General features: G+C 38.3%; 19 protein-coding genes. 15 read left to right on the top strand and 4 right to left on the bottom strand.

The window, feature by feature from the left end:
- Window positions 1–56: 56 nt before the first annotated feature.
- Window positions 57–1,703: a glucose-6-phosphate isomerase gene (gene pgi / locus BCL90_RS10990; protein ID WP_121284017.1), complete on the bottom strand. Its 1,647-nt coding sequence runs from the start codon at window positions 1,701–1,703 to the stop codon at window positions 57–59.
- Between the two features lie 327 nt (window positions 1,704–2,030).
- Here pgi and BCL90_RS10985 point away from each other — a divergent pair, with 327 nt between their 5' ends.
- The 6 genes from BCL90_RS10985 (at window position 2,031) to BCL90_RS10960 (ending at window position 8,581) form a co-directional block, all read left to right on the top strand.
- Complete coding sequence (locus tag BCL90_RS10985) at window positions 2,031–3,224, top strand: NHL repeat-containing protein (RefSeq protein ID WP_121284016.1); 1,194 nt, start codon at window positions 2,031–2,033, stop codon at window positions 3,222–3,224.
- 120 nt (window positions 3,225–3,344) lie between these two features.
- Window positions 3,345–4,649, top strand: a complete 1,305-nt coding sequence (locus BCL90_RS10980) for an amidohydrolase (RefSeq protein ID WP_121284015.1) — start codon at window positions 3,345–3,347, stop codon at window positions 4,647–4,649.
- A gap of 152 nt (window positions 4,650–4,801) precedes the next feature.
- Window positions 4,802–5,876 (top strand): peptide chain release factor 2 gene (gene prfB, locus BCL90_RS10975; protein WP_121284014.1). Its coding sequence is split into 2 segments (ribosomal slippage): window positions 4,802–4,861 and window positions 4,863–5,876, totalling 1,074 coding nucleotides; the frame shifts between segments, so codons are not numbered across the junction.
- Between the two features lie 9 nt (window positions 5,877–5,885).
- On the top strand, window positions 5,886–6,800 hold the full coding sequence (locus BCL90_RS10970; protein ID WP_121284013.1) for an alpha/beta hydrolase: 915 nt from the start codon (window positions 5,886–5,888) through the stop codon (window positions 6,798–6,800).
- 404 nt (window positions 6,801–7,204) lie between these two features.
- Window positions 7,205–8,032, top strand: a complete 828-nt coding sequence (locus BCL90_RS10965; protein ID WP_121284603.1) for a glycoside hydrolase family 16 protein — start codon at window positions 7,205–7,207, stop codon at window positions 8,030–8,032.
- Between the two features lie 66 nt (window positions 8,033–8,098).
- Window positions 8,099–8,581, top strand: coding sequence for a CAP domain-containing protein (locus tag BCL90_RS10960; protein WP_121284012.1), 483 nt, complete (start codon window positions 8,099–8,101; stop codon window positions 8,579–8,581).
- Here BCL90_RS10960 and BCL90_RS10955 read toward each other — a convergent pair.
- Together BCL90_RS10955 and BCL90_RS10950 are read right to left on the bottom strand one after the other, a co-directional pair.
- Complete coding sequence (locus tag BCL90_RS10955; protein WP_121284011.1) at window positions 8,548–9,639, bottom strand: glycoside hydrolase family 18 protein; 1,092 nt, start codon at window positions 9,637–9,639, stop codon at window positions 8,548–8,550. The two genes, BCL90_RS10960 and BCL90_RS10955, sit on opposite strands and share 34 nt — an antisense overlap.
- A gap of 52 nt (window positions 9,640–9,691) precedes the next feature.
- On the bottom strand, window positions 9,692–10,561 hold the full coding sequence (locus tag BCL90_RS10950) for a transglutaminase-like domain-containing protein (RefSeq protein ID WP_121284010.1): 870 nt from the start codon (window positions 10,559–10,561) through the stop codon (window positions 9,692–9,694).
- A gap of 44 nt (window positions 10,562–10,605) precedes the next feature.
- Between BCL90_RS10950 and BCL90_RS10945 the strand changes: the two genes are divergently transcribed.
- Window positions 10,606–11,388, top strand: a complete 783-nt coding sequence (locus BCL90_RS10945; RefSeq protein ID WP_121284009.1) for an O-methyltransferase — start codon at window positions 10,606–10,608, stop codon at window positions 11,386–11,388.
- Between the two features lie 4 nt (window positions 11,389–11,392).
- Window positions 11,393–12,061 carry a DUF1345 domain-containing protein gene (locus BCL90_RS10940; RefSeq protein ID WP_134380426.1) on the top strand — a complete coding sequence of 223 codons (669 nt, stop codon included), beginning with the start codon at window positions 11,393–11,395 and terminating at the stop codon, window positions 12,059–12,061.
- 612 nt (window positions 12,062–12,673) lie between these two features.
- Here BCL90_RS10940 and BCL90_RS10935 read toward each other — a convergent pair.
- Window positions 12,674–13,804, bottom strand: a complete 1,131-nt coding sequence (locus tag BCL90_RS10935; RefSeq protein ID WP_121284007.1) for a BamA/TamA family outer membrane protein — start codon at window positions 13,802–13,804, stop codon at window positions 12,674–12,676.
- 536 nt (window positions 13,805–14,340) lie between these two features.
- On the opposite strand from BCL90_RS10935, the gene BCL90_RS10925 reads away from it, so the two are divergent.
- The 7 genes from BCL90_RS10925 to BCL90_RS10895 all read left to right on the top strand — a co-directional run bounded on the left by BCL90_RS10925 (window position 14,341) and on the right by BCL90_RS10895 (window position 23,842).
- On the top strand, window positions 14,341–15,321 hold the full coding sequence (locus tag BCL90_RS10925; RefSeq protein ID WP_121284005.1) for a deoxyhypusine synthase family protein: 981 nt from the start codon (window positions 14,341–14,343) through the stop codon (window positions 15,319–15,321).
- 255 nt (window positions 15,322–15,576) lie between these two features.
- Entirely contained in the window at window positions 15,577–16,872 is a 1,296-nt protein-coding gene (locus tag BCL90_RS10920) for a c-type cytochrome (RefSeq protein ID WP_121284004.1), read from the top strand.
- 48 nt (window positions 16,873–16,920) lie between these two features.
- Window positions 16,921–19,959 carry a TAT-variant-translocated molybdopterin oxidoreductase gene (locus BCL90_RS10915; RefSeq protein WP_121284003.1) on the top strand — a complete coding sequence of 1,013 codons (3,039 nt, stop codon included), beginning with the start codon at window positions 16,921–16,923 and terminating at the stop codon, window positions 19,957–19,959.
- 26 nt (window positions 19,960–19,985) lie between these two features.
- The gene (gene nrfD, locus BCL90_RS10910; protein WP_121284002.1) at window positions 19,986–21,458 is read left to right on the top strand and encodes an NrfD/PsrC family molybdoenzyme membrane anchor subunit; all 1,473 of its coding nucleotides are present in this window, start codon (window positions 19,986–19,988) and stop codon (window positions 21,456–21,458) included.
- A gap of 2 nt (window positions 21,459–21,460) precedes the next feature.
- Entirely contained in the window at window positions 21,461–21,997 is a 537-nt protein-coding gene (locus tag BCL90_RS10905; protein WP_090498415.1) for a DUF3341 domain-containing protein, read from the top strand.
- A complete protein-coding gene (locus BCL90_RS10900; protein WP_090498417.1) occupies window positions 21,969–22,574 on the top strand; it encodes a c-type cytochrome in 606 nt (201 codons plus the stop codon). The genes BCL90_RS10905 and BCL90_RS10900 overlap by 29 nt, the downstream gene beginning before the upstream one ends.
- Window positions 22,575–22,588: 14 nt before the next feature.
- Window positions 22,589–23,842, top strand: a complete 1,254-nt coding sequence (locus tag BCL90_RS10895; protein WP_121284001.1) for a quinol:cytochrome C oxidoreductase — start codon at window positions 22,589–22,591, stop codon at window positions 23,840–23,842.
- The last annotated feature ends 31 nt before the right edge of the window (window positions 23,843–23,873 follow it).

The following is a 23,873-nucleotide window of genomic DNA, read 5'->3' as shown; positions in this document are numbered from 1 at the left end:
TAAATTATGGATTTAAACAAAAAAAGCGAGCATTTACACTCGCTTTTATATTTATTTTATCTCCAGGCTTTGTATTGATTAATTAAGCCGTTGGTAGAACTATCGTGGCTCGAAACTTTTTCGTTGTCCGCTAACTCGGGAAGAATCTTTTTGGCCAATTGTTTGCCAAGTTCTACTCCCCACTGATCGAAACTAAAGATGTTCCAGATAATTCCCTGAACAAATATTTTATGTTCGTAAATGGCTACTAAGCTACCTAAAGTATATGGAGTTACTTTTTTCAACAATATTGAGTTTGTTGGACGATTGCCTTCGAATACTTTAAATGGAGCAATTTTTTCAATTTCTGAATCAGATTTACCTTCCTTCTTTAATTCGGCAGTTACTTCTTCTTCGGTTTTACCGTTCATTAACGCTTCTGTTTGTGCAAAAAAATTCGATAATAAGATAGGATGATGATCGCCCAATGGGTTTAAGCTCTGCGCCGGAGCAATAAAGTCGGCAGGGATAATCCGCGTACCCTGATGAATTAACTGATAAAAGGCATGCTGACCATTTGTGCCTGGTTCGCCCCAGATAATCGGTCCGGTTTCATAGTCAACTTCATTACCGTTTCTATCAACATGTTTGCCATTACTCTCCATATCTCCCTGTTGGAAATAAGCAGCAAAACGATGCATATATTGGTCGTAAGGTAAAATAACCTGCGTTTCTGCATTGTAGAAATTGATATACCAAACGCCTAGCAAACCTAATATTACCGGTAGGTTACTTTCAAATTCGGCAGTTTTAAAGTGGTTATCAGTTGCATGGGCACCAGCCAATAATTCTTTAAAATTATCGAAGCCTATACTTAATGAGATTGATAAGCCGATAGCACTCCATAAAGAGTAACGACCGCCAACCCAATCCCAAAACTCAAACATGTTTTCGGTATCGATGCCAAAAGCAGAAACATCTTTGGAATTGGTAGATAATGCTGCAAAGTGTTTAGCAATATCACTTTCTTTGCCGCCTTTATCTAAAAACCAGGTACGGGCAGAGTGTGCATTCGTCATGGTTTCTTGCGTAGTAAAAGTTTTTGATGCAACTAAGAATAAAGTCGTTTCAGCATTTAATCCCGATAAAGTTTCGGCGATGTGTGTGCCATCAATGTTCGAAACAAAGTGAATATTTAAATGGTTTTTATAGTGTTTTAAAGCTTCAGTAACCATTACAGGTCCAAGGTCTGATCCACCGATACCAATATTTACCACATCAGTAATGGCTTTGCCAGTATAACCTTTCCATTCACCGCTGATGATGCTGTTACTAAATTTCTCCATTTTAGCCAATACTGCATTTACTTCGGGCATTACATCTTTGCCATCAACTAAAATTGGCGTATTGCTTAAATTACGTAAGGCAATATGAAGTACCGAACGGTCTTCGGTTTCATTAATCTTATCACCGTTATACATCGATTTTATGGCCTCATCCAATTTACACTCGCGTGCCAATTGAATTAAGAGTGCTAATGTTTCATCGCTGATGCGGTTTTTGCTGTAATCCAGTAAGATATCCTCAAAAAAAACAGAAAATTTATTGAAACGATTTTCATCCTCAGTAAAAAGATCTTTAATGCTTTTTTGATTAATATCTATAAAATGATCGGCTAAATACTTATAGGCCTTAGTTTCTGTGAAATTTATTTTAGGTAACATAATCTTTGTTTTTTGTAAAAGTAATAAAGCAAAAATTTAAAATTGTCTTTTTATTGTTCTAAATCAATAAGAATTTTTAATGTTGATTAAACATATAACTTAAATTTAGCATGCTTTTAGTTTATCGCTTACAATATGGATGGCCATGATGGCAAATTTGATGTGGGTGGTATAATCGTGATGTTCAATAGCTGATAATTGCAACAAGGTGGATAAGTCTGGCGAATGCCCATTATAGATAAGTTGAAGGTTTGTTCGGATAAAAAATATCAGATACCTACTTCTAGGTGCTTCAAAATTAAGTAGCTTTGTAAAAAAATATAAAATATGTTTAGAGCGCTCTCCCTATTGGCAACATTTTGCCTGTTTTTTTCTTGTTTCTTTTTTTCTTCATGCGAAAAAGAAGGGATAACTAAAATAGATACCTTAAGAATTATTGACACCCTTGATGTCGATCGCCCAATAAATTTAAAAGCAACAAAAGGTATTTATGGTTCTCGTATTACAGTATCATGGGCACCAATGCCCTTAGCCCAGAAGTATCAATTATTCAAGTTTGATGTGGCCAGTCAGAAATATGTTTTACTAAAAGAATTGGCAGATACAACCTTTGATGATTCAGCAATCAGTAAATCTTTGACCAAGAATTTTTATAAAGTAAGAACTTATAACAGTATAAAATCTTTCAGTAGATTCAGTGATGCAGACTTCGGTTATACTTCTGCATCTAACTACTATAAATCACTTACTTTTGGCTCTGAGGGGTCAGGGGCTTCACAATTTAAATTTAATATGCATGTTGAGGTTGATAAAACCGGGAATATTTATGTAAGTGATGATGATCTTAACCGAGTGCTCAAGTTTAGTGCTACCGGAGGTTTCATTGAACAGTTTTATAGTGGGTCTTCTGCTAGGGCTTTAGCGTTTTTTAGTAATGGAAATTATGTTGCAACCCGTACGCAAAGCAGTAGTTATGTTCAAGTATTTAATCCGAATAAACAGCTGATTAAGGAGTGGGGTACTTATGGAACAGGAGATAGCGATTTTGGGAATATTGAATGTTTAACAATTGATGATGAACAAAACATTTGGATTGTTGATGGTCTAAACCACCGCATTAAAAAATATGATCAAAATGGAAATTTATTGCTAAAATTTGGTAAACAAGGAAAAGCAGAAGGTGATTTTGATGCCCCATTTGGTATATGCTATTTCAAAAACAAGATATATGTTTCAGATACTAGGAATAATCGTATTGAAGTGTTTGACAAGAATGGTAAATTCTTAAAGATTTTTGCTGTAAAGGGATATCTTTTTGGGTTAAGAGCTTTTGGTGATAACATTTACATAGCCAACTCGGGAGAAAGTGTTATTATTAAGACTGATGAAAATGGAGATATCCAGGAAAAAATAGGAGCCGGCTCATTTTTGAATTTAGTAGATGTGACAGTTGCACCCAATGGAGATGTTATCGCCTGTGATGTTTATGGCAGAAGGATAATAGTATTCAAAAAAGGTTAATTATTTTTAATAAAAAACACAAAAGTCATTCCGACTCCGGAATGGCTTTTGTGTTTGATTCAACTCCATCTCTTCCTAAAATTGATTATCTTAGGGCAACCTAAACTAAACCATTCATTTATGAAGAAAATATCCCTGATCGGTTTTTCGCTACTGGCGTTAAATTCTTTTGCACAAAAATCAGATTTAAGGCCATTGGTTTCAAAAAAAGCGGATGCCATTGAACAAAAAGTAATTGCCTGGCGACGTGACTTTCACGAACATCCTGAATTGGGAAACACTGAAGTAAGAACAGCAGGTATTATTGCAAAACATTTAGAATCTTTAGGTATACAAGTAAAAACAGGCGTTGCCAAAACAGGAGTAGTTGGTGTGTTAAAAGGAGGGAAGCCAGGTCCTGTAGTGGCTTTACGTGCTGATATGGATGGCTTACCGGTTACCGAGCGAGTAGATGTTCCATTTGCCTCGAAAGTAAAAACACAGTATAACGGACAAGAGGTTGGTGTAATGCATGCCTGTGGGCATGATAGTCATGTGGCTATTTTAATGGGAGTAGCAGAAGTGCTGGCATCTATGCAAAAAGATATTCAAGGGACGGTGAAATTTATATTTCAGCCTGCTGAAGAAGGCGTACCTGCGGGAGATGAAGGTGGGGCAGCATTAATGATTAAGGAAGGTGTACTAGAAAATCCTAAAGTTGATGTAATTTTCGGTTTACACATCAATTCTCAAACTGAAGTTGGTGATGTAACCTATCGCCCGGGTGGAACAATGGCTGCAGTAAACGATATGAAGATTACGGTTACCGGCCGCCAGGCACATGGGGCATACCCATGGAGTAGTATAGATCCCGTGGTGATTTCTGCACAGATTATCAATAGCCTGCAAACCATCGTAAGTAGAAATTTAAATGTGACCGAAAATCCTGGAGTGGTTACCATTGGAGCTATTAATGGTGGCGTGCGATCGAACATTATTCCCGAAAAGGTAGAAATGTTAGGTACAGTGCGCAACTTTAGTAAGGAAGATGAGGCTATGTTTATCGAAAGGATTAAAACCATCGCTACCAAAACAGCTGAGGCTGGTGGGGCAACAGCCGAAGTGAAAATTCCTTACAGTAATCACTATCCTGTTACCTTTAATAATATTGCACTAACCGAAAAGATGTTGCCAAGCATGGAATTAACAGCAGGTAAAAATCACGTGAAATTAAAACCACCAGTTACCGGAGCAGAAGATTTCTCTTTTTTCCAGGAAAAAGTTCCTGGCTTATTTGTGTTTTTAGGAGGTATGCCAAAGGGTAAAGATCCTTTGAAAGCAGCATCGCACCACACCCCGGATTTTTACCTTGATGAAAGCGGTTTTGTTTTAGGGGTTAAGTTACTCTCCAATCTAACGCTGGATTATATGTCGATGAAAAAATAAGAGTGGTTCATGAGTTCATTTACCATTGGTTAATTAGTCATGGTGCATGAATAAAGAAAATAAAATTGGTTAACAAACAGTAAAGGATCAGTTTTAATTGAAATTGCTTTCCGCCATGCGCTATGCTCAAAGCGATTTTATATATTTGTTCCATGACCAAAGAAAATATTCAGGATTTAAGGGACAGAGTAACGTCGCTGAGGAGGTATCTTTGACGTTGATGAGCTACTTTACGCCATCCGCGAAGAAGAAAAATTAACAATGGCGCCCGATTTCTGGGACGACCCTAAAAAAGCAGAAAAAATTCTTGCCGAAATCAGTTCAAAGAAAAAATGGACAGATGGCTTTAACCAAACCAACAACGCGGTTGAGGATGCAGTGGTGATGTTTGAATTTTTTCAATCAGGAGATGCTTCAGAAGCTGAGCTTCAGGATCAGTTCGAAATCGCCAAAACTGCTGTAGAAGAACTCGAACTCAAAAATATGCTGCGTAGCAAAGAGGATCAGCTTTCTGCGGTATTACAAATTACTGCCGGAGCAGGAGGAACTGAAAGCTGTGATTGGGCTTACATGCTCATGCGGATGTATATGATGTGGGGTGAAAAGAACGGTTACAAAATTACCGAACAGGATAGCCAGGAAGGGGAGGTTGCGGGGATAAAATCGGTAACGCTTCAATTCGATGGCGATTTCTCTTACGGTTACTTGAAAGGCGAAAATGGAGTGCATCGTTTGGTACGGATATCGCCTTTCGACTCGAACGCCCGTAGACATACTTCTTTTGCCTCGGTATATGTTTATCCCTTGGTGGATGATACCATACAGATTGATATTAACCCGGCTGATATCGAGTTCGAAACTTTCAGGGCGGGCGGTGCCGGCGGACAAAATGTGAACAAAGTTGAGACAGCTGTGCGTTTATATCACAAACCATCGGGTATTATTATTAAAAACCAGGAGTCGCGATCGCAATTACAGAATAAAGAGAATGCCATTCGGTTGCTTAAATCTCAATTGTACGAGATCGAAGAACGGAAACGTAATGAAGCAATTGCTGCAGTAGAAGGATCGAAAAAGAAAATTGAATGGGGCTCGCAAATCAGAAGTTATGTTTTGGACGACAGACGCGTGAAAGACCACCGTACCAATTACCAAACCTCCAATCCTGATGCAGTTTTAAATGGCGATATTAACGACTTTTTGAAGGCTTATTTAATGGAATTTTAAAGTAAAAAAATGTCAAAATCATCCATCATCATAATTTTATTGCTTATGGCAATGTACAATGCTAATGCGCAAGAAGTTGTGCCATTATATCCAGGTGAAATTCCAGGTGCAAAACCTACGCCAGCAACCTATGTAGAAAATACCGAAGTCCGCTCAAATGGCACTTTAAGTATTACCAAAGTATCAATACCTACATTAACAGTTTTCGAAGCACCTAAAAACATTGCCACTGGTACAGCGGTAATCATTTGCCCGGGTGGGGGGTATGGTGCTTTGGCCTTTAGTCATGAAGGTACTGATGTAGCTAAACGCTTTAATGCCATTGGAGTAACTGCCTTTGTATTGAAATACCGTTTGCCGAGCGATGAAATTATGGTTGATAAAACCTATGGACCGTTGCAAGATGCACAGCAAGCCATTTACCTGGTTAGAAAAAATGCGAAAAAATATAGGATTAAGACCAGTAAGATTGGAATTATGGGCTTTTCTGCAGGTGGACATTTTGCATCAACTTTGGTTGCTCATTATAACGATCTTAAAATTTCTAATCCTGAAAAGGTAAGTCTGAGACCAAATTTTGCTGCATTAATTTATCCTGTAATTAGTTTCGAAGAATCAGTACATACTGGTACCATGAAGAATTTATTGGGGCCAAATCCTGCTGACAGTTTAAAACATTATTTCTCGGCAAATAAAAATGTGAACAAAAAAACACCCCCTGTTTTCTTTGTACATGCTAAAGATGATAAAACCGTTCCTTATGAAAATAGTGTTTTAATGAATGAGGCACTAAAGCAGAATAAGGTAGATACTGATATTTATCTATATGAAAAAGGTGGACATGGCTTTGGTCTGATTAATAAAACTTCAGATGTAGACTGGTTTAACTTATTGGCTACCTGGATGAAGAAAGAGAAATTTTGATATCCTCAATGATTTTTAACCTCTTCACCTGATTTAATGTAAACCACTTTAAACTTATTTGATAAGCCAAATAGAAATTTAAACATTTAAATAAAGCCTGATCATGATTTGTGGTCAGGCTCTTGCTTTTATATGGTTTTTACATTCTTCAGTAAATAAGCTAAGTCCCATTTTACCACTCTATTTTTACGATTTAACCCCTTATTTTTTAGTTAGGGTTTGTATAAATTTGCTTACGTTCATGTCACTTTTGACTTGGATGCTACAAATGATTTAACCACATACGTAGGAATATATAAGCAGATTTATAGTTTTGAATTTAATATGCTTGTATTCAGTTTTATGAAGTTAGGTCGAACGTAATGTTTTTACAATTAACCAAATATTTACCTAATTCAAAAAAAATGAGAAAAGAAACAATGAAATGGTGCCTGCTATTGGTATGCTTGTTTACCGGGCTTTTATCTTGCAAAAAAGATAAGGCTGACGTTAAATCTGAAAATGGCCAGGTTAAAGCCTGGGAAACATTAATTGATGGCAATTCTTTTGCCAGCTACGCTAATTTTGAGGCACAATGGAATTACAACTATCCCTGGGGTACTGATCATAATGGTTCGGCACGCATGGTGGGCAGTTCTTCTAACCACAATCAAATCTCTTTAAGCGGAAGCGTATTAACAATTAAAGCTACCCGCTTAACTACATCTCCTGGAAATAGTACAGCTAATGGCTTTACCAATGTGGCCATTTGGTATAACTCTGGCGCATGCCATGCCAAGCAACAGGTGCTTATTAACGATCAGTTTCCCAGTTATACCATTTCAGGAGATTTTGCCGTGCCAACTAGTAAAGGTACCTGGCCTGCATTCTGGATTACGGGCGTTAATTCGTGGCCGCCAGAAAGTGATATTATGGAATTTAAAGGCAATAATACAAATTGGCAAAACACTTATGATGGTGGTTGGGAAAATAAACTTACTGCAGTTTCTAACGCAGGCTCTTACCACAATTATAAATGCTGGTACAATAAAGTAAGTGCAACGGATGTAGATTGCCATTATTACATTGATAATGTTTGGGTGGCCAAGCATACCATGAGTAATTCGGTAAATAAGCCCATGTGGCTAATCATCAACATGCAAATGGAAGGAGATAGTGGCGCTCCTGGTCCGTCTGGTAATACTTTGTACACTGGCAAAAATATTTACCTGGGTAGAGAAAGAGCTTTCTAATTGCTTAAATAAAAATTAATTTGGAGGTAGCATTGCAGCTGCCTCCATTTGTATCATAAATAAAATATGAACAAATATTTATTCTTTCTTGGCGGTATATTGCTCTGTGTTTTACTAACGCAGTGCAAAAAGGATGAAATAACAACGCCACAAAACAATGTTGCTTTATTGATTAACAGGATTAATCTGCTAAGACAGAGCGGATGTAATTGTGGTGCTGAATATATGCCCCCGGTACCCAGCTTATCTTCAAATAACCAGTTGCAAAATGCGGCAATAATGCATGCAAAAGACATGGCAGAACAAAACTATTTTGATCATTTATCTCCAGATGGCGGTACTCCCGCCGAACGTACATTAAACGCAGGTTATAAAGGTGATTTTAGGGCAGAAAATTTAGCCAAGGGATATTCTAAGGTAGATCAGGTCATTACCGCGTGGAAAAATAGTGTAAGCCATTGTAAAGCCATGATGGATGCTAAAAGTAGTGAAGCTGGTGTAGGTATGGCACAAAATTATTGGGTGGTAACCTTCGGCAGTTCCTTATAATCTTTTATCGTTTTATCAATTACATTAAGTAAGCCATTGCTATACAAATCATTAGCTAATTCCCAAAACATAATGCCATTTAATTTTTGGTCAATTACATATTTGGTTTTTAATGAAATTGATTTTGGATCATCAAAAGTGACGAAATACCGGGTTTTCGGATTATAATAATAAGGAGCTTTCGCTACCTCATCCCAATAATAGGTATAGCCATTTTTCGTTGAGAACTTTTTGTTGAAATCCTTAAAAGCAAGGCTGCTTAAAAATTTTGTAGGCTGGTATAATCCCTGGTTCGCATTGGTGGTGTTTTCAAAAATACGGGCGTAGAATGCTGCTCCTAAAGCAATTTTTTGCGCAGGTACACCCAAACCAATTAAAGCTTTTACAGCATAATCGGCGGATAAAGTTTGTTGTGGGGTAGAATATAAAGGCGAATGATGTCCACTTTGTGATGCATATCCACCTACCAGATCGTAACTCATTACATTTACCCGGTTTACCAGTGGCATCACCTTGTCCCATTCAAAGCAAGAATCGATGCTGTTTTGGGATCCTCCGGCTGCGAAACTAATCTCTGCTTCTTTGCCGAGCTTGTCTCTCAGTTCTTTAATCAATAAAGTAAAGTTGTGCTTATCATCAGGCGTATACCTGTGCCCGGGATAACCCGAAATAGCCGGGTATTCCCAGTCGAGATCTATACCATCGGCCTTGAAAAAATCTAAAAGTGCTTTAGTTGTTTCAGCAAATGTTTTTCGCCCATCAGCTCTGCTAAATACTTCTGAACAATTAGCGCAGGCACCCCAGCCCCCCATGGCAATCATAACCTTTAAATTGGGGTTACGTTTTTTGAGCTTAACCATTTTCGAAATCAAAGCCGAATCTTCAGCAGATGTGATGTTTAAACTATCACCTTTTAAATGTCCAAAGCTGTAAATCAGGTGGCTCAGTTTTTCAATCGGGAAGCGATCTATTACCGTGTTTTGTCCGCTATAATAGGCAATTACGTTGGGTTTTACTGTTTGTGCTTTTAGGCTACCAGCGAAAAGCATTAAAGCCATCAGGCAAATTCTAGGTAAATTATAAATATTTTTGTACACAGGGTGGGGGAATTTAAATGCTGTTCTCTGCTAAAATGTTTTGGAGTTCGTTTAATTCAGCTACTTTTTCGGTTGCTCCGGCATTTTCATAAGCCGAAATCAGGTTTCTGATTACGCGGCGGATGATATCGGTATTACTGCAGGGTTTATAATATTCGGGTAAAGCTTCTAAGTTAAGCTGACGCAAAAACTGATCCACATCATGTTTGCCAAAAATATTACCACGGTTAAAAGCATTGATATAAAATAGCACACCATACTCAGCGCCCTCTTGCTTACTATCATCAATGTAACCTAAAATAAAATGCTGCGGCAAATTAATCCCATATACGGGCAGATCTAACTTTTGGGCCAGGGTAGAGTAAATAATTGCCAGCGAAATCTGGTTGCCTTTTTTGCTTTCTAAAACCTGATTTAAGTAAGAATTTTGAGGATCGTGGTGGTTTTTCGTGTTGCCGCCAAAGCCATATTGCTGGTATAACACGTGGTTAATTAGTTTTACTTTCTCAACCGAACTCATTTCGTACTGCAGCCCCAACCAGATATCCCTTTTTATCTCTTCAATTTGGTTAATTACTTTTTGCTCATCTAAATCAGGATATTGGTAACGGTTTATAATCAGGGCGCCTTGTAATAAATCAAAAGCACCACTTAAATACCAAAGGTTTAGGTCTTCTTTAACGGTTTTGAACTGGATTTGATGGACAATATTTTCAATGCGTTCCTGCATCAAGCCATCGAAAGATTGTTCCCAGGCATTTTCTAAATAGTGGATTACTTCACCGCCATATTCAAGCAGTTTTTTTTCTACATGCTGGAATACTTCCTCGTCCGGATCATCCAACAGTTTTACTAAAGCACTTATCTCTGCGATATTTTCCATAAAACATACATACGTTTGCGGCGTTTAATTACTTTTGCAATATTATGCTATTTCAATTTATTAAAGATTACCTTAAACACCGTTTAACAGCTAAGAGCAGGCATGGAACGCATTCGCCATTTGTGTACAAGCTCGCTGATGAGGTAATTTACGACTTTAACGACAAATCTGAATATAAAAATATAGAAGAACAACGAAAAAAACTTTTTAATGACGATTCAATAATCACCGTTACAGACCTTGGAGCGGGTTCTCATCTTAATAAAAGCCGTACCAAGAAGGTAAGTCAGATTGCCCAGAATGCGTTAAAAAGCCCAAAGTTAGCCAAGCTTATTTATCGGTTAGCTAAAAATACCCAGGCAAAAAGTGCAATTGAATTGGGTACCTGTTTAGGCATTACCACTGCTTATCTTGCTAAAACAGATCCACATACCGAAGTCATCACAATAGAAGGTTGTCCACAGACTGCAGAGGTAGCCAGGAAAAATTTCCAGGATTTGGATTTAGAAAATATTGAACTCCATGTGGGCAACTTTGATTTAATTTTACCCGATATTATTGCCCGCCAGCCCAGCCTCGATTTTGTATATATCGACGGAAACCACCGGAAAGATGCTACTTTGAATTATTTTAAATGGTGCCTGCCAAAAGTTACCGAAAATTCGTTACTCATTTTTGACGATATTTATTGGAGCGAGGGAATGAAAGAAGCCTGGACTGAAATTAAAAATCACCCTGATGTTACGGTAACCGTCGATTTATTTTGGATTGGATTGGTTTATTTTAAAAAGGGGCAGGTTAAAGAACATTTTAAACTTAAGTTTTAAACCCATGCAGGAACCGAAATTAGCAGGCATTCAAAAACGATCAGCACTTTTTGTTTTGCTGCTTAGCCTTTTCTCAGGAATTGCATCTTACCTGCTTTCATTTCTTTGTAAAATGGATACCCTTACGCATATTATGTTTGGGTGGGATGTTTTTTGTGTGGTGTTAAATACCCTCCATTGGTATATGTTTTTTCATACCTCTTCTGACGAAACTCATTTAAAAGCCAAAATGCAGGATGAAACCCGTGGAGAAATTTTTGTCATTGTAGTGGTTTCTACCTTTGCCGGTTTACTGGCGGTAATTCTGTTGCTAATTAACAAAGATATTGAACCGCTTGATTTAATCATTGCCATACTTGGCATGTTTTTATCCTGGTTTTTAGTGCATACCACCTTTACCATGCGTTATGCCCATTTGTATTATGGCGGCAAGCGGAAGGAAAAATCGGAAAAAGGTGGTTCGGGGTTGGAGTTTCCAGGTAACGATGAACCTGATTTTATCGACTTTGCTTACTTTTCTTTTGTTCTGGGCATGACTTTTCAGGTTTCTGATGTCGAAATTTCGAATAGGGAGATCAGACGACTATCCCTTCTGCACAGTTTAATCGCCTTTATTTTCAATACCGTTATTGTAGCATTAACCATTAATGCATTAGCAGGGCTAAGCAAATAACAAATCGTCATCTCGACCGAAGCATCGCGAAGTGGAGAGATCTATCATCCTAGATTTTTTGTCATCCTGAACGCAGTGAAGGATCTTTAAAATACACCATTTTTAACAGGAGGAGGTGTCATGAAAAGATTTATTCCAACCAATTATAGCAGTTTTTGGAAATGAGCAGTTCAGTTCTTTTGGCAGGCTTCAGCCCCGCTCCCGCTTCGATCGGGTTTAGAAACAACAGTTAAATGCTTTTGGCTCCATACCAGGGGCAAGCCTTTCATTCATAAACCTGACAGCAGCGAGCATCCCGATTTAAGCACGATTCTTTTATTTTTATTGTGTGCTTGCTTGTTTCACAGGTTTCATCGGGATAAAGCGAATGGCAGGGCTACAAGAGCCAGGAACCACAGATCGTTCGTTTTTAAATAAAAAAAAGTAATTTATTTGATTGATAATCATGTGTTTATGATTCGCATTGATTTTTATAAAATAAATTATCCCTTAAGATGATACATTGAAATAGATGATTAGTAAAATACGATGATCTTACGCGTTAAAAAAGAGAGATTCTTCACTGCGTTCAGAATGACAAGTCTAGGTGAATATTCAATCACCTATCTGCTCCTAAAACGCTTCAGCCAAACTGATGTAAAATCCTGCCTGGCGTTTTTCATTTGGCAATTTTTCTCCTACACCATAATCTAACCTAACGCTCAAGCCTTTAGCCGGGTCGAAAAAGTAACGGCCGCCAACACCAAAATTTGGTTTTAATCCATTGCCATTAAATTGGCCGTTAGCAAATACTTTACCTGTACCAGCGAAAGCCAAGATACCAAAACGGTTCATAAAACGGTAGCGTATTTCGGCCTGTGCCGCCATCAGGTTTTCATCGCGGTAACGGCCACTGTAATAGCCCCGCATCATTTGGTCGTTCCCTAACTGCTGCAACAGATAAAATGGCGTGCTTTTACTTTGGATAGTATAATAAATGCCTTGTACGCCCAAAACCACTTTTGGTGCCAAACTAAAGAAACCGCGGAGGTCTAATTTGATCTGCGAGCCGTTAAAACTTTCTCCACCAAAAAAATCAGGCGCATATTGATAGGTTGCCCTCCCGAAAAAACCTTTGGTGGGGTAGTTGTTGCTGTTGCGGGTATCATAACTTTGCGATGCGCCGATCCATGCGACCGAACCACCATCTTTATCTAAAATTTGTGGGTTAGTGGTATAAATGCCTCCGGCTTGCTTATCTATAAAATGATAATTCTCAAAACCTAATGAAACACCTGTATAAGCTTTGGGTAAAGTATTCATTTCGGCATCAAAAAGTGTTTTAAAAATCCTTTGGTCTAATTTGTCCTCATCTATCTTTTTTGCATTGTTGCCAATACCATAAAAATTAAATGGCTGGTTTTTAAAACGGATATCGCCAATAAAGTGGTATTTGTTTCCTTTGGTCCACATATCGCCTTTAAGCATAAAGTTTGCTGTTTTTTTGGTGGAGTAAGTGGTGTTCAATGCGAAATTGGAACTGCGGTTCAGTGTGTCTTTACGGTCTATATAAAAAGAATAAATCGCACCCACGCCAAACTCAAATCCTGTTTCCTGACTATAGCCAAAGGCTGGCAAAGGTAAAAAGCTAGCTTTACGTGTAGTATCTTTTTCGTTTGAGAGCATCTTTTTGATCAGTTTCATCTGTGCGAATGAACTTTCTGAAATGAGCGCAAGTAAAATAATCAGATAATATTTTTTCATCAAGGTTTTTTTGATTTTATAGGCGATGAAGCTATCATGAGCATATCCTCGTATTGTGAGTGGTTTGCTCATGATGGTTTCATTACCGCAAAGAAAAGGAAATTTAGTAAGAAGTTGGTTAATCGGTTTAAACTTGAAATTAAATTATCCCTATTATTAAATTCCTTTTCACAGATCCTGAAACAAGTTCAGGAGGACGATCGCTGGGATTTGATGCAATGCCTGCCGCCACCTAAACCGGATTGTAGGGGAAAGCCCACAGGTGAGGTACGAACCGAGGACTTGTACCGGAAAGCCGGACTAACTTTAATAATGGCCACAGCTATTGCTTTCCAAAAAAGATCCTTCGACTTCGCTCAGGATGACGATCGCTGGTAAAGCTCACTTTTATGATTTAATCGACTCTAGACTACAGACTGAGGACTCTGGACTAACCAACGCTATGCGCCAAACGCCATGCCCCAAACGCTAAACGCTTTTACGTTTTCACCTTTCGGCCTAAATACCTATTTTTGCGGCAAACAATACAAAACGAAATGAGCAATACAAGAGGACCAATATCTCAGTTTATGGAGCGTAATTACCTCCATTTTAATGCTGCGGCAATGATGGATGCGGCTAAAGGATACGAAACGCATTTAGATGAAGGTGGTAAAATGATGATCACACTTGCTGGTGCAATGAGTACTGCAGAATTGGGAATTTCACTTGCAGAGATGATCCGTCAGGATAAAGTAGCTATTATTTCTTGTACAGGAGCAAATCTTGAAGAAGATATTATGAACCTGGTAGCGCATTCCCATTATAAACGTGTACCAAACTATCGCGATTTAAGTCCGCAGGATGAATGGGATCTTTTAGAAAACCATTATAACCGCGTTACCGATACCTGTATCCCTGAAGAAGAAGCTTTCCGCCGTTTGCAAAAGCATATCCATAAAATCTGGATGGATGCTGAAGCTGCAGGTGAGCGTTATTTTCCACATGAGTTTATGTATAAAATGCTTTTAAGCGGCGATTTGGAGCAATACTATGAAATTGATCCTAAAAACTCATGGATGTTAGCTGCGGCAGAAAAGAATTTGCCAATTGTGGTCCCAGGATGGGAAGATTCTACTATGGGTAACATCTTCGCCTCTTATGTAATGAAAAAGGAACTTACTGCAACCACAGTAAAAGGTGGTATTGAATATATGGGCTGGTTGGCCGATTGGTATATTGCAAACAGTGGTGGTAAAGGAATCGGCTTCTTCCAGATTGGTGGTGGTATTGCCGGCGATTTCCCGATCTGTGTGGTACCAATGCTTTATCAGGATATGGAAATGGAAAATATTCCCTTCTGGAGTTATTTCTGCCAGATCTCGGATTCGACCACTTCTTATGGCTCTTATTCTGGTGCCGTACCGAACGAAAAGATTACCTGGGGTAAACTGGATATCCACACGCCAAAATTTATCGTAGAAAGTGATGCGACAATTGTTGCACCATTAATGTTTGCCTGGATATTAAAACAATAATCAGAAAAAATAAATAAACCAAATTGGTTTATAGTATGCCCATTGGAGATAACCTATCAAAAATGGGCATTTTTATTGCCTGAGTGGCTTGAATTGGCATTTGTTTAGAATGATTATAAATTGTATTTCAAGTCACTATTATGTCATGGGATTTATTAATAAGTTATACTTTTGTTCAAGTTTTGGTGGGGCTACCCCTAGTTCAGCATCAATTTCACAACAAAAAGTAAATTAAATAAGTATAAAGTGTTCATTATGAGAGATATCTCGATGATTTTAAAAAGCGTTTGGAAGTCGTTATTCGTATTTTCAGCAATTTCCGTAATAGCGGTTTCTACCGTAAATGCGCAGGATGCTAAAGAAGGAAGAACGCTTTTCAAAGCAAAATGTTCTTCGTGCCACGCGTTAGATGCTAAATTGGTTGGTCCGGCCTTAACTGGTGTAAGCGATCGTCACTCTGAAGAGTTCCTTTTAAAGTGGATTCCTAATTCGCAAGGCTTAGTCGCTTCTGGTAACCCTGAAGCTGTTAAACTTTTTAACGAAAATGGAAAAGTAGCAATGACTTCTTTTCCTGAGTTAGACGAAACCAAAGTTAAAGACATCTTACAATACATTAAAGAAGGTGAGCCAAAAGCGGCTACTCCTCCGGGTGGTTCTGTTGCAGCAAAAGACGAGTCAACTTCAGGTTTATCAATTGCGGGTATTGTAGCTATTGTTGTATTGGCGATTGTTATTTTGGTGATTTTAGGTCGTGCTTCTAAGTTATTAGAACGCCTGATTTTACAAAAACAAGGTATCGAGATTGAAGAAGATGTGCCATTAAAGGTTGGTGTGCGCAAGATGTTCAAGAACAAGAAATTTGTGATGTTCTTTATCTTGTGTTTAATCATCTGTTTAGGTTCGTTCGGTTGGATGGGCATGTGGAATACTGGTGTTCATACCGGTTATCAACCAGTTCAGCCAATTAAATTCTCACACGAGTTGCATGCAGGTATCAATCAGATCGATTGTCAGTATTGCCACAACGGAGCATTTAAATCTAAAAATGCAACTATTCCATCATTAAACGTTTGTATGAACTGCCATAAAGCTGTTCAGGCAAGAGATAAATATGATGGAGAGATTTCTCCTGAGATCAAAAAGATCTACAATGCTTTAGGTTACGATCCTGAAACTCAGAAGTACGATGAAAGTAAATCAAAACCAATGGAGTGGGTACGTGTACACAACCTTCCTGATTTTGCCTACTTCAATCACTCTCAACACGTAGTTGTTGCAGAAGATGCCATTCGTAAAGCAAAAGGATTACAGCCAACAGAACCTGTATGTTTCGCTTGTCACGGTCCGGTTAATACCATGGAAGAAATTTATCAATATTCTCCATTAACCATGAAATGGTGTATTAACTGCCATAAAGAAACAGATATTTCTGGTCAGAAAAATAATGCTTTCTACGCTAAGGTTATCGAAGCGCACGAGAAGATTAAAAAAGGCGAGAAAATTACACCAGCGTTATTGGGTGGTTTAGAGTGTGGTAAATGCCACTATTAATAGATAGAGTTTAGTAAGAACGTTCGAATAAACAGTAATATAGCTTAAATGGAAAGCAACAAAAAATACTGGAAAGGCTTAGAGGAGTATAACAATACACCCGATTTTGTTAAGAATAGCAAAAACGAATTCGCCGAGCCACTTCCAATAGAAGATGTTTTAAATGAAGCAGGGTTAAGTACCGTTACCCCACGCCGCGACTTTTTAAAGGCGTTGGGTTTTGGTTTAGGTGCAGTAACTTTGGCAGCCTGTCAAACTGCCCCTGTTCATAAATCTATTCCTTACCTGGTAAAACCTGAAGAGGTTACTCCAGGTATTCCTAACTATTATACTTCGAGCTTTAATGGCCAGAGTATTTTAGTTAAAACCAGAGAGGGGCGCCCGATTAAAATTGAACCAAATCCAAATGCGGGTCAATTTAACTGTGGTACAGATGCGAGAGCGCAAGCTTCGGTTTTAGATTTATATGATGTATCTAAACTAAAAGCACCAGCTTTGGTAAAAGATGGAAAAGTTGAAGAAACTACCTGGGCAAAAATCGACAGCTTTGTTAAAGGCGAGTTGGCAAAAGCACAGGCAGGTGGAAAGAAAATCCGCATTGTATCATCAACTGTAAACAGCCCATCAACTAATGCCGTTATTGCACAGTTTATTACAAAATATCCTGCTGCTAAATTGGTTCAGTACGATGCGGTTTCTTATACAGGCATTATTCAGGCTAACCAAAACAGTTTCGGTAAAGCAGTTTTACCTAAATACAATTTTGATAAGGCCGATTTAATTGTAAGTTTCAGTGCCGATTTCTTAGGTACCTGGATTAGCGGAGAAGAGTTTACTGCTCAATATACCGCTAACCGTAACTATAAATCATTAGAAAATAAAAAAATGAGCCGCCACATTCAGTTCGAAAGTGGAATGAGCTTAACAGGTACCAATGCAGATACCCGTGTTCCGGTTAAATTATCAGAAGAAGGACCTGCTTTAATTGCTTTATATAATGCAATTACCGGTAATGCTTTACCTGGCGGAACGTTAGGTAATAATACTACTGCCGATAAAGTAATTAAACTTGTAGCTAAAGAATTGGTACAAGCTAAAGGTAAAGGCCTTGTAGTTTGCGGTTCGAACGATGTTTCTACTCAGATTTTAGTAAATGCCATTAACGCCGCTATCGGAAGTTATGGTACTACTATTGATTTAGATAACCCTTGTTATTTATATGCAGGTAACGATGCAGAATTTAATGGCTTAGTTGCTGAAATGAACCGTGGCGAAGTTGGTGCTGTTTTATTCTTAAACAGTAACCCGGTTTACGATGCTGCAAATACAAAAGCATTTACTGATGCATTAGCTAAGGTTCCTGCTAAAATTTCATTCGCTGATCGTGCTGACGAAACGGCTACCGCTTGTGATGCTATTGCGATTAACCATAACTATTTAGAATCATGGGGTGATGCAAACGCTTACGAAGGATATTATTCAATCGTTCAGCCAACTATCAACCCTGTATTCAACAGCCGCCAGGCTGAAGAAAGTTTATTAACCTGGGCTGATGCTCCTGTTAAAGACTACTATCAGTTTGTACGCAGCAACTGGGAGGCTAAAATGTTACCAGCTGTTGGTTTGAAATGGGAAGAGGTTTTAGAAAAAGGAGTGGTTACTGTAACAGCTAAAGCTGCTGGTGCTTATTCATTCACACAATCTTTAGCACAAGTTGCTACTTCAATTGTAAATAGCAGCAAAGCCTTTAAAGGTGGCGATCAGGTTGAGTTACAGGTTTACGAAAATATCCCAATGCGTGATGGTAAAAATGCAAACAACGCATTCTTACAAGAATTGCCTGATCCGGTATCGAAAGTAACCTGGGATAACTATGTTGCTCTTGCGCCAAAATATGCTGAGAAATTAAAAGTTAAAGAATTTGATGTTGTAACGGTTAAAGGTAGCAACGGATATTCAGTAGATCTTCCGGTATTGATCCAGCCAGGACAAGCGCAAGGAACTGCATCTATCGCATTAGGTTACGGCCGTACCAAAGTTGGTAAAGCTGGTAACGATGTGGGTAAAAATGCTTTCCCTTTCGTTTCTTTTGTAAATGGAACATTCCAATATGCTACTTCGGTAACCATTACCCCAACAGGCGGTTATTATGAATTGGCTCAAACACAAACTCACCACTCTTTCGAGGGACGTGCAGTGATTAAAGAAGCTACTTTTAAGGAGTACTTAAAAAATCCTGGTGCTGGTAACGAAAAAGGTGAGCATAAAGATTACGACCTTTGGGATCAATACGAAAAACCAGGTAATAACTGGGTTATGGCAATCGATTTGAATGCTTGTACAGGTTGTGGTTCTTGTATTGTTGCTTGTAACGTAGAAAATAACATTCCTGTTGTAGGTCGTGATGAGGTTCGCCGTCGTCGTGAAATGCACTGGATCCGTATCGATCGTTATTACAGCTACGAAACTAAAGATGGTGATGTAACCAAAGAGAAAGAAATTGCCAAGTTAGAAGACTTGGATCATGTTTCTGTGGTTCACCAGCCAATGTTGTGCCAACACTGTGATCACGCACCTTGCGAAACAGTTTGTCCGGTATTGGCAACTGTACACTCAAGTGATGGTTTAAACCACATGGCTTACAACCGTTGCGTAGGTACCCGTTACTGTGCAAATAACTGTCCGTATAAAGTACGTCGTTTCAACTGGTTTAACTACTGGAATGATTCACGTTTCGATAACTATTTAAATAACGAGTTTACCCAATTAGTTTTAAACCCTGATGTAACTACACGTTCAAGAGGGGTAATGGAAAAATGCTCTATGTGTATTCAACGTATACAAGGAGGCAAATTACAAGCTAAACTGGAGAAACGTCCATTAAAAGATGGCGATATTAAAATGGCTTGTCAGGAAGCTTGTTCAGCAAATGCGATTGTATTTGGTGATGCAAACGATCCAAATTCAGAGGTTTCAAAAGCATTACGTTCTGAGCGTATCTACTACGTATTAGAAGAGATCAATGTGAAACCGGGTATCGGCTACATGACAAAAATTAGAAATACAGATACAACAGTACAAGCGTAAGCTTTAGTATAAAGAAAATACAAATTATGTCAGGACATAACGAATCAATACTTAGAGAACCATTAATTACCGGCGATAACATCACGTATGCAAAAATTACGGATGATATTTTAGGCCCGGTAGAAAACAAGCCAAACAAGGCCTGGTGGATTGGTTTCATCGTTGCCTCATTAGGTGCTTTACTTTGGGTAGTAGCGGTAAGCTACACTTTCTGGAATGGTATCGGTGCATGGGGCTTAAATAAAACAGTTGGTTGGGCTTGGGATATCACCGGTTTCGTATGGTGGGTAGGTATCGGTCACGCTGGAACACTAATTTCAGCAGTACTATTACTCTTCCGTCAGAACTGGCGTAACTCCATCAACCGCTCGGCAGAGGCGATGACCATTTTCGCCGTAATCTGTGCCGCAACTTATGTTGTATCACACATGGGCCGTCCTTGGTTAGCCTATTGGGTTTTACCTTTACCAAACCAATTCGGTTCACTTTGGGTAAACTTTAACTCACCGTTGGTGTGGGATATGTTTGCAATCTCTACTTACTTCTCTGTATCATTATTATTCTGGTATACAGGTTTATTACCAGATATCGCTACCATCCGCGACCGTGCAGTGGGAACACGTAGAAAAATCTATTCTATCTTCTCTTTTGGATGGAGTGGAAGCGTTAAAACATGGCAACGTTTCGAAGCGGTGTCGTTAATTTTAGCAGGTATCTCTACACCACTGGTACTTTCGGTACACACGATTGTATCAATGGACTTTGCAACATCGGTAATTCCGGGATGGCACACGACCATCTTCCCTCCATACTTCGTGGCAGGAGCGATTTTCTCAGGATTTGCAATGGTATTAACCTTATTATTGGTTGCACGTAAAGTATTAGGCTTAGAAAACTACATCACCATGTTCCACATTGAGTCGATGAATAAAATCATCATCTTAACCGGATCAATCGTAGGTGTGGCTTATTTAACTGAGTTCTTCATCGCCTGGTATTCAGGTTCAGAGTATGAGCAGTATGCATTTATCAACAGATCTACTGGTCCATACTGGTGGTCGTACTGGATGATGATGACCTGTAACGTAATCTCTCCACAGTTGTTATGGTTTAAAAAGATCCGTTTAAGCATTAAAGCAACCTGGATTTTATCAATCGTGGTAAACGTGGGTATGTGGTTCGAACGTTTCGTAATTATCGTTACTTCATTACACCGCGATTATATTCCATCAAGTTGGGCAATGTTTTATCCAACGTGGGTTGATATAAGTGTATTCGTAGGTTCAATTGGTTTGTTCTTTACTTTATTCTTATTGTTCTTAAGAGTATTGCCATCAATCGCTATAGCAGAGGTTAAATTATTATTAAAAACTGCAAGTGAGCAAGCCAAAATGAAACAGATTAAAGAAGGGCATGAGAATAAAGAATATGTAGCTGAGTACATAGAGTCTTTAGAAAAATTTGATAGTGTTAAACAAGAAGATTACGCAAAAATATAACAATGAGTGATATCAAATATATTTTAGGCAGCTTTGGCGATCCTGACGAAATGATGCACGGCATCGAAAAACTTCAGGAAAATAACATCAGCATTTATGATGTATATACACCGATGCCTATACACGGAATAGAAGCCAAATTAGGAATTAAAAGATCCAGAATCGATATCGCAGCATTTTGCTTTGGTATTACCGGTACTTGCTGTGCATTCGCTTTGATTTATTTCTGCGCAGTAATCGATTGGAGAGTAAACATTGGTGGTAAACCATCATTTGCATTACCGGATTTTATTCCGATAATGTTCGAACTTACAGTATTGTTCTGTGCTTTCGGTATGGTGTTAACTTATTATGCATCTACTCACTTATTTCCGGGAAGAGCACCAAGAGTGATGGATTTACGTGCTACTGATGATCGTTTTGTGATTGCAGTTGATGCAAAAGACAATGTAGAACATACTGTAATTGATGGATTATTAAAAGATGCAGGTGCTTTAGAAATAAAGTATAATGAAAGGAAGTACATTAGCTATGAATAAGAATAAATTTGTTTACACAGCGTTTTTAGCTATCGCTTTTGCAGCTACCTTTTCTGCTTGTAAAGATAAACGCAGTACTGGCTTAGAATATGCCAGAAACATGTATGATCCGATTGCTTACAATCCGGATCAGCCGAACAAAAATTTTAAAGATGGTAAAACTGCCCAGTTGCCACCTGCACATACTAAACCAGTAGGTTTTACTGAATATGATGAGTATCCTAATACAAAAGAAGGTTACGAAGCAGCAGGAGTGAGCATGGTTAACCCTCTACCAGTAGATACGGTTAATTTAGCTCAGGGTAAACATTTATTTACCGTTTTCTGTAGTCCTTGCCACGGCGAAAAAGGGGATGGACAAGGACACCTGGTTAAAATTGAGAAATTTAGTGGCGTACCTGCTTATCAAACAGGTTCATCATCCAGGGGTGGTAACATGGTTGATCTTACCGCAGGTAAAATTTACCACACCATTACGTACGGTGTAAATAACATGGGCTCGCATGCTTCGCAAATCTCACCAACAGATCGTTGGAAAGTGGTGATGTATGTTCAACAATTACAAAAAGGACAATAGTAAAGCAAATATAAATGGGAACTCACAATATTAATTTTAGTGAACAGTTTGAGTTTACAGGTAAAGTAAAAACATTAAGTATAATCGGTATCGCTTTAGGTGTTGCTGCTATTGCTTTTGGTTTCTTAAGTGGCCTTCAAGAGCGTACTTTTGCTAACCTGTTGCTTATGGGATATTACTTCGCATGCGTTTGTATGTCGGGAATGTTTTTCTTAGCTGTTCAATTTGTTGCTCAGGCAGGTTGGTCTGCATCAATTTTACGTGTACCGCAGGCAATGGCCAAAACATTGCCAATTGCAGCAGTCATACTTATTGCTATCGTATCTGCAGGTTTATTTATGGAGCATACAATTGTAGAACATGGACAAAGCGTTAGCGTACCTTATCTTTATAAGCACTGGGCAACTCAGGGTTTAGCAGAAAAAGGTTCTGAACATTATGATGCGATTATTGCCGGTAAATCTGTATTTTTAAATAAGCCTTTCTTTTTAGGTCGTCAATTATTGTTTTTAGGTGTTTACAGTATTTTCGCAATGATGTTTGTTAAATTTTCATATAATGAAGATTTAACTGGCGGTTTAAATTCATACAGAAAGAGCTTTAAAAATGCTTGTATCTTCCTGGTAATTTACGGTTTTACAACACCGATTTTTGCTTTCGATACCATCATGTCATTAGAAGCACACTGGTTCTCAACCATGTTCGGTTGGTATAACTTTGCCGCAATGTGGGTAAGCAGTTTAGCTACTATCGCTATTATCATTATCCTATTGAGAAGAGCAGGTTATATGCAATGGGTTAACAATAGCCATTTACACAATTTAGGTCAGTTTATTTTTGGTTTCTCTATCTTCTGGACTTATGTATGGTTTGCTCAATTCTTATTGATCTACTATGCAAACATGCCTGAAGAGACTGTATACTTCTACAAACGTTTTGAATATTATAAATTCTGGTTTTTCTTAAACCTGGCCATGAATTTCTTAGCGCCGGTATTATTATTAATGGATAGAGATAACAAGAGGACTGATGCAAAATTATTATTCGTTTCTATAGTGGTATTATTAGGTCACTGGGTAGATTATTACCAGATGATTATGCCAGGTGCGGTAGAAGAAGGTCATAATGGTTTTGGAATTGTAGAAATTGGTACTGCAATAGGTTTCGTAGGATTGTTTACCTTTACGGTTCTAACATCATTAAGTAAAAAACCTTTAATTGCAAAGAATCACCCATTATTACAAGAAAGTTTGCATCATCAACTATAGTGGTGACAGGATAAAGCAAATATTTAATTAT

This window comes from Pedobacter alluvionis (assembly GCF_003664035.1).
Lineage (GTDB): Bacteria > Bacteroidota > Bacteroidia > Sphingobacteriales > Sphingobacteriaceae > Pedobacter > Pedobacter alluvionis.
This window is presented reverse-complemented; position numbering and strand designations above follow the sequence as displayed.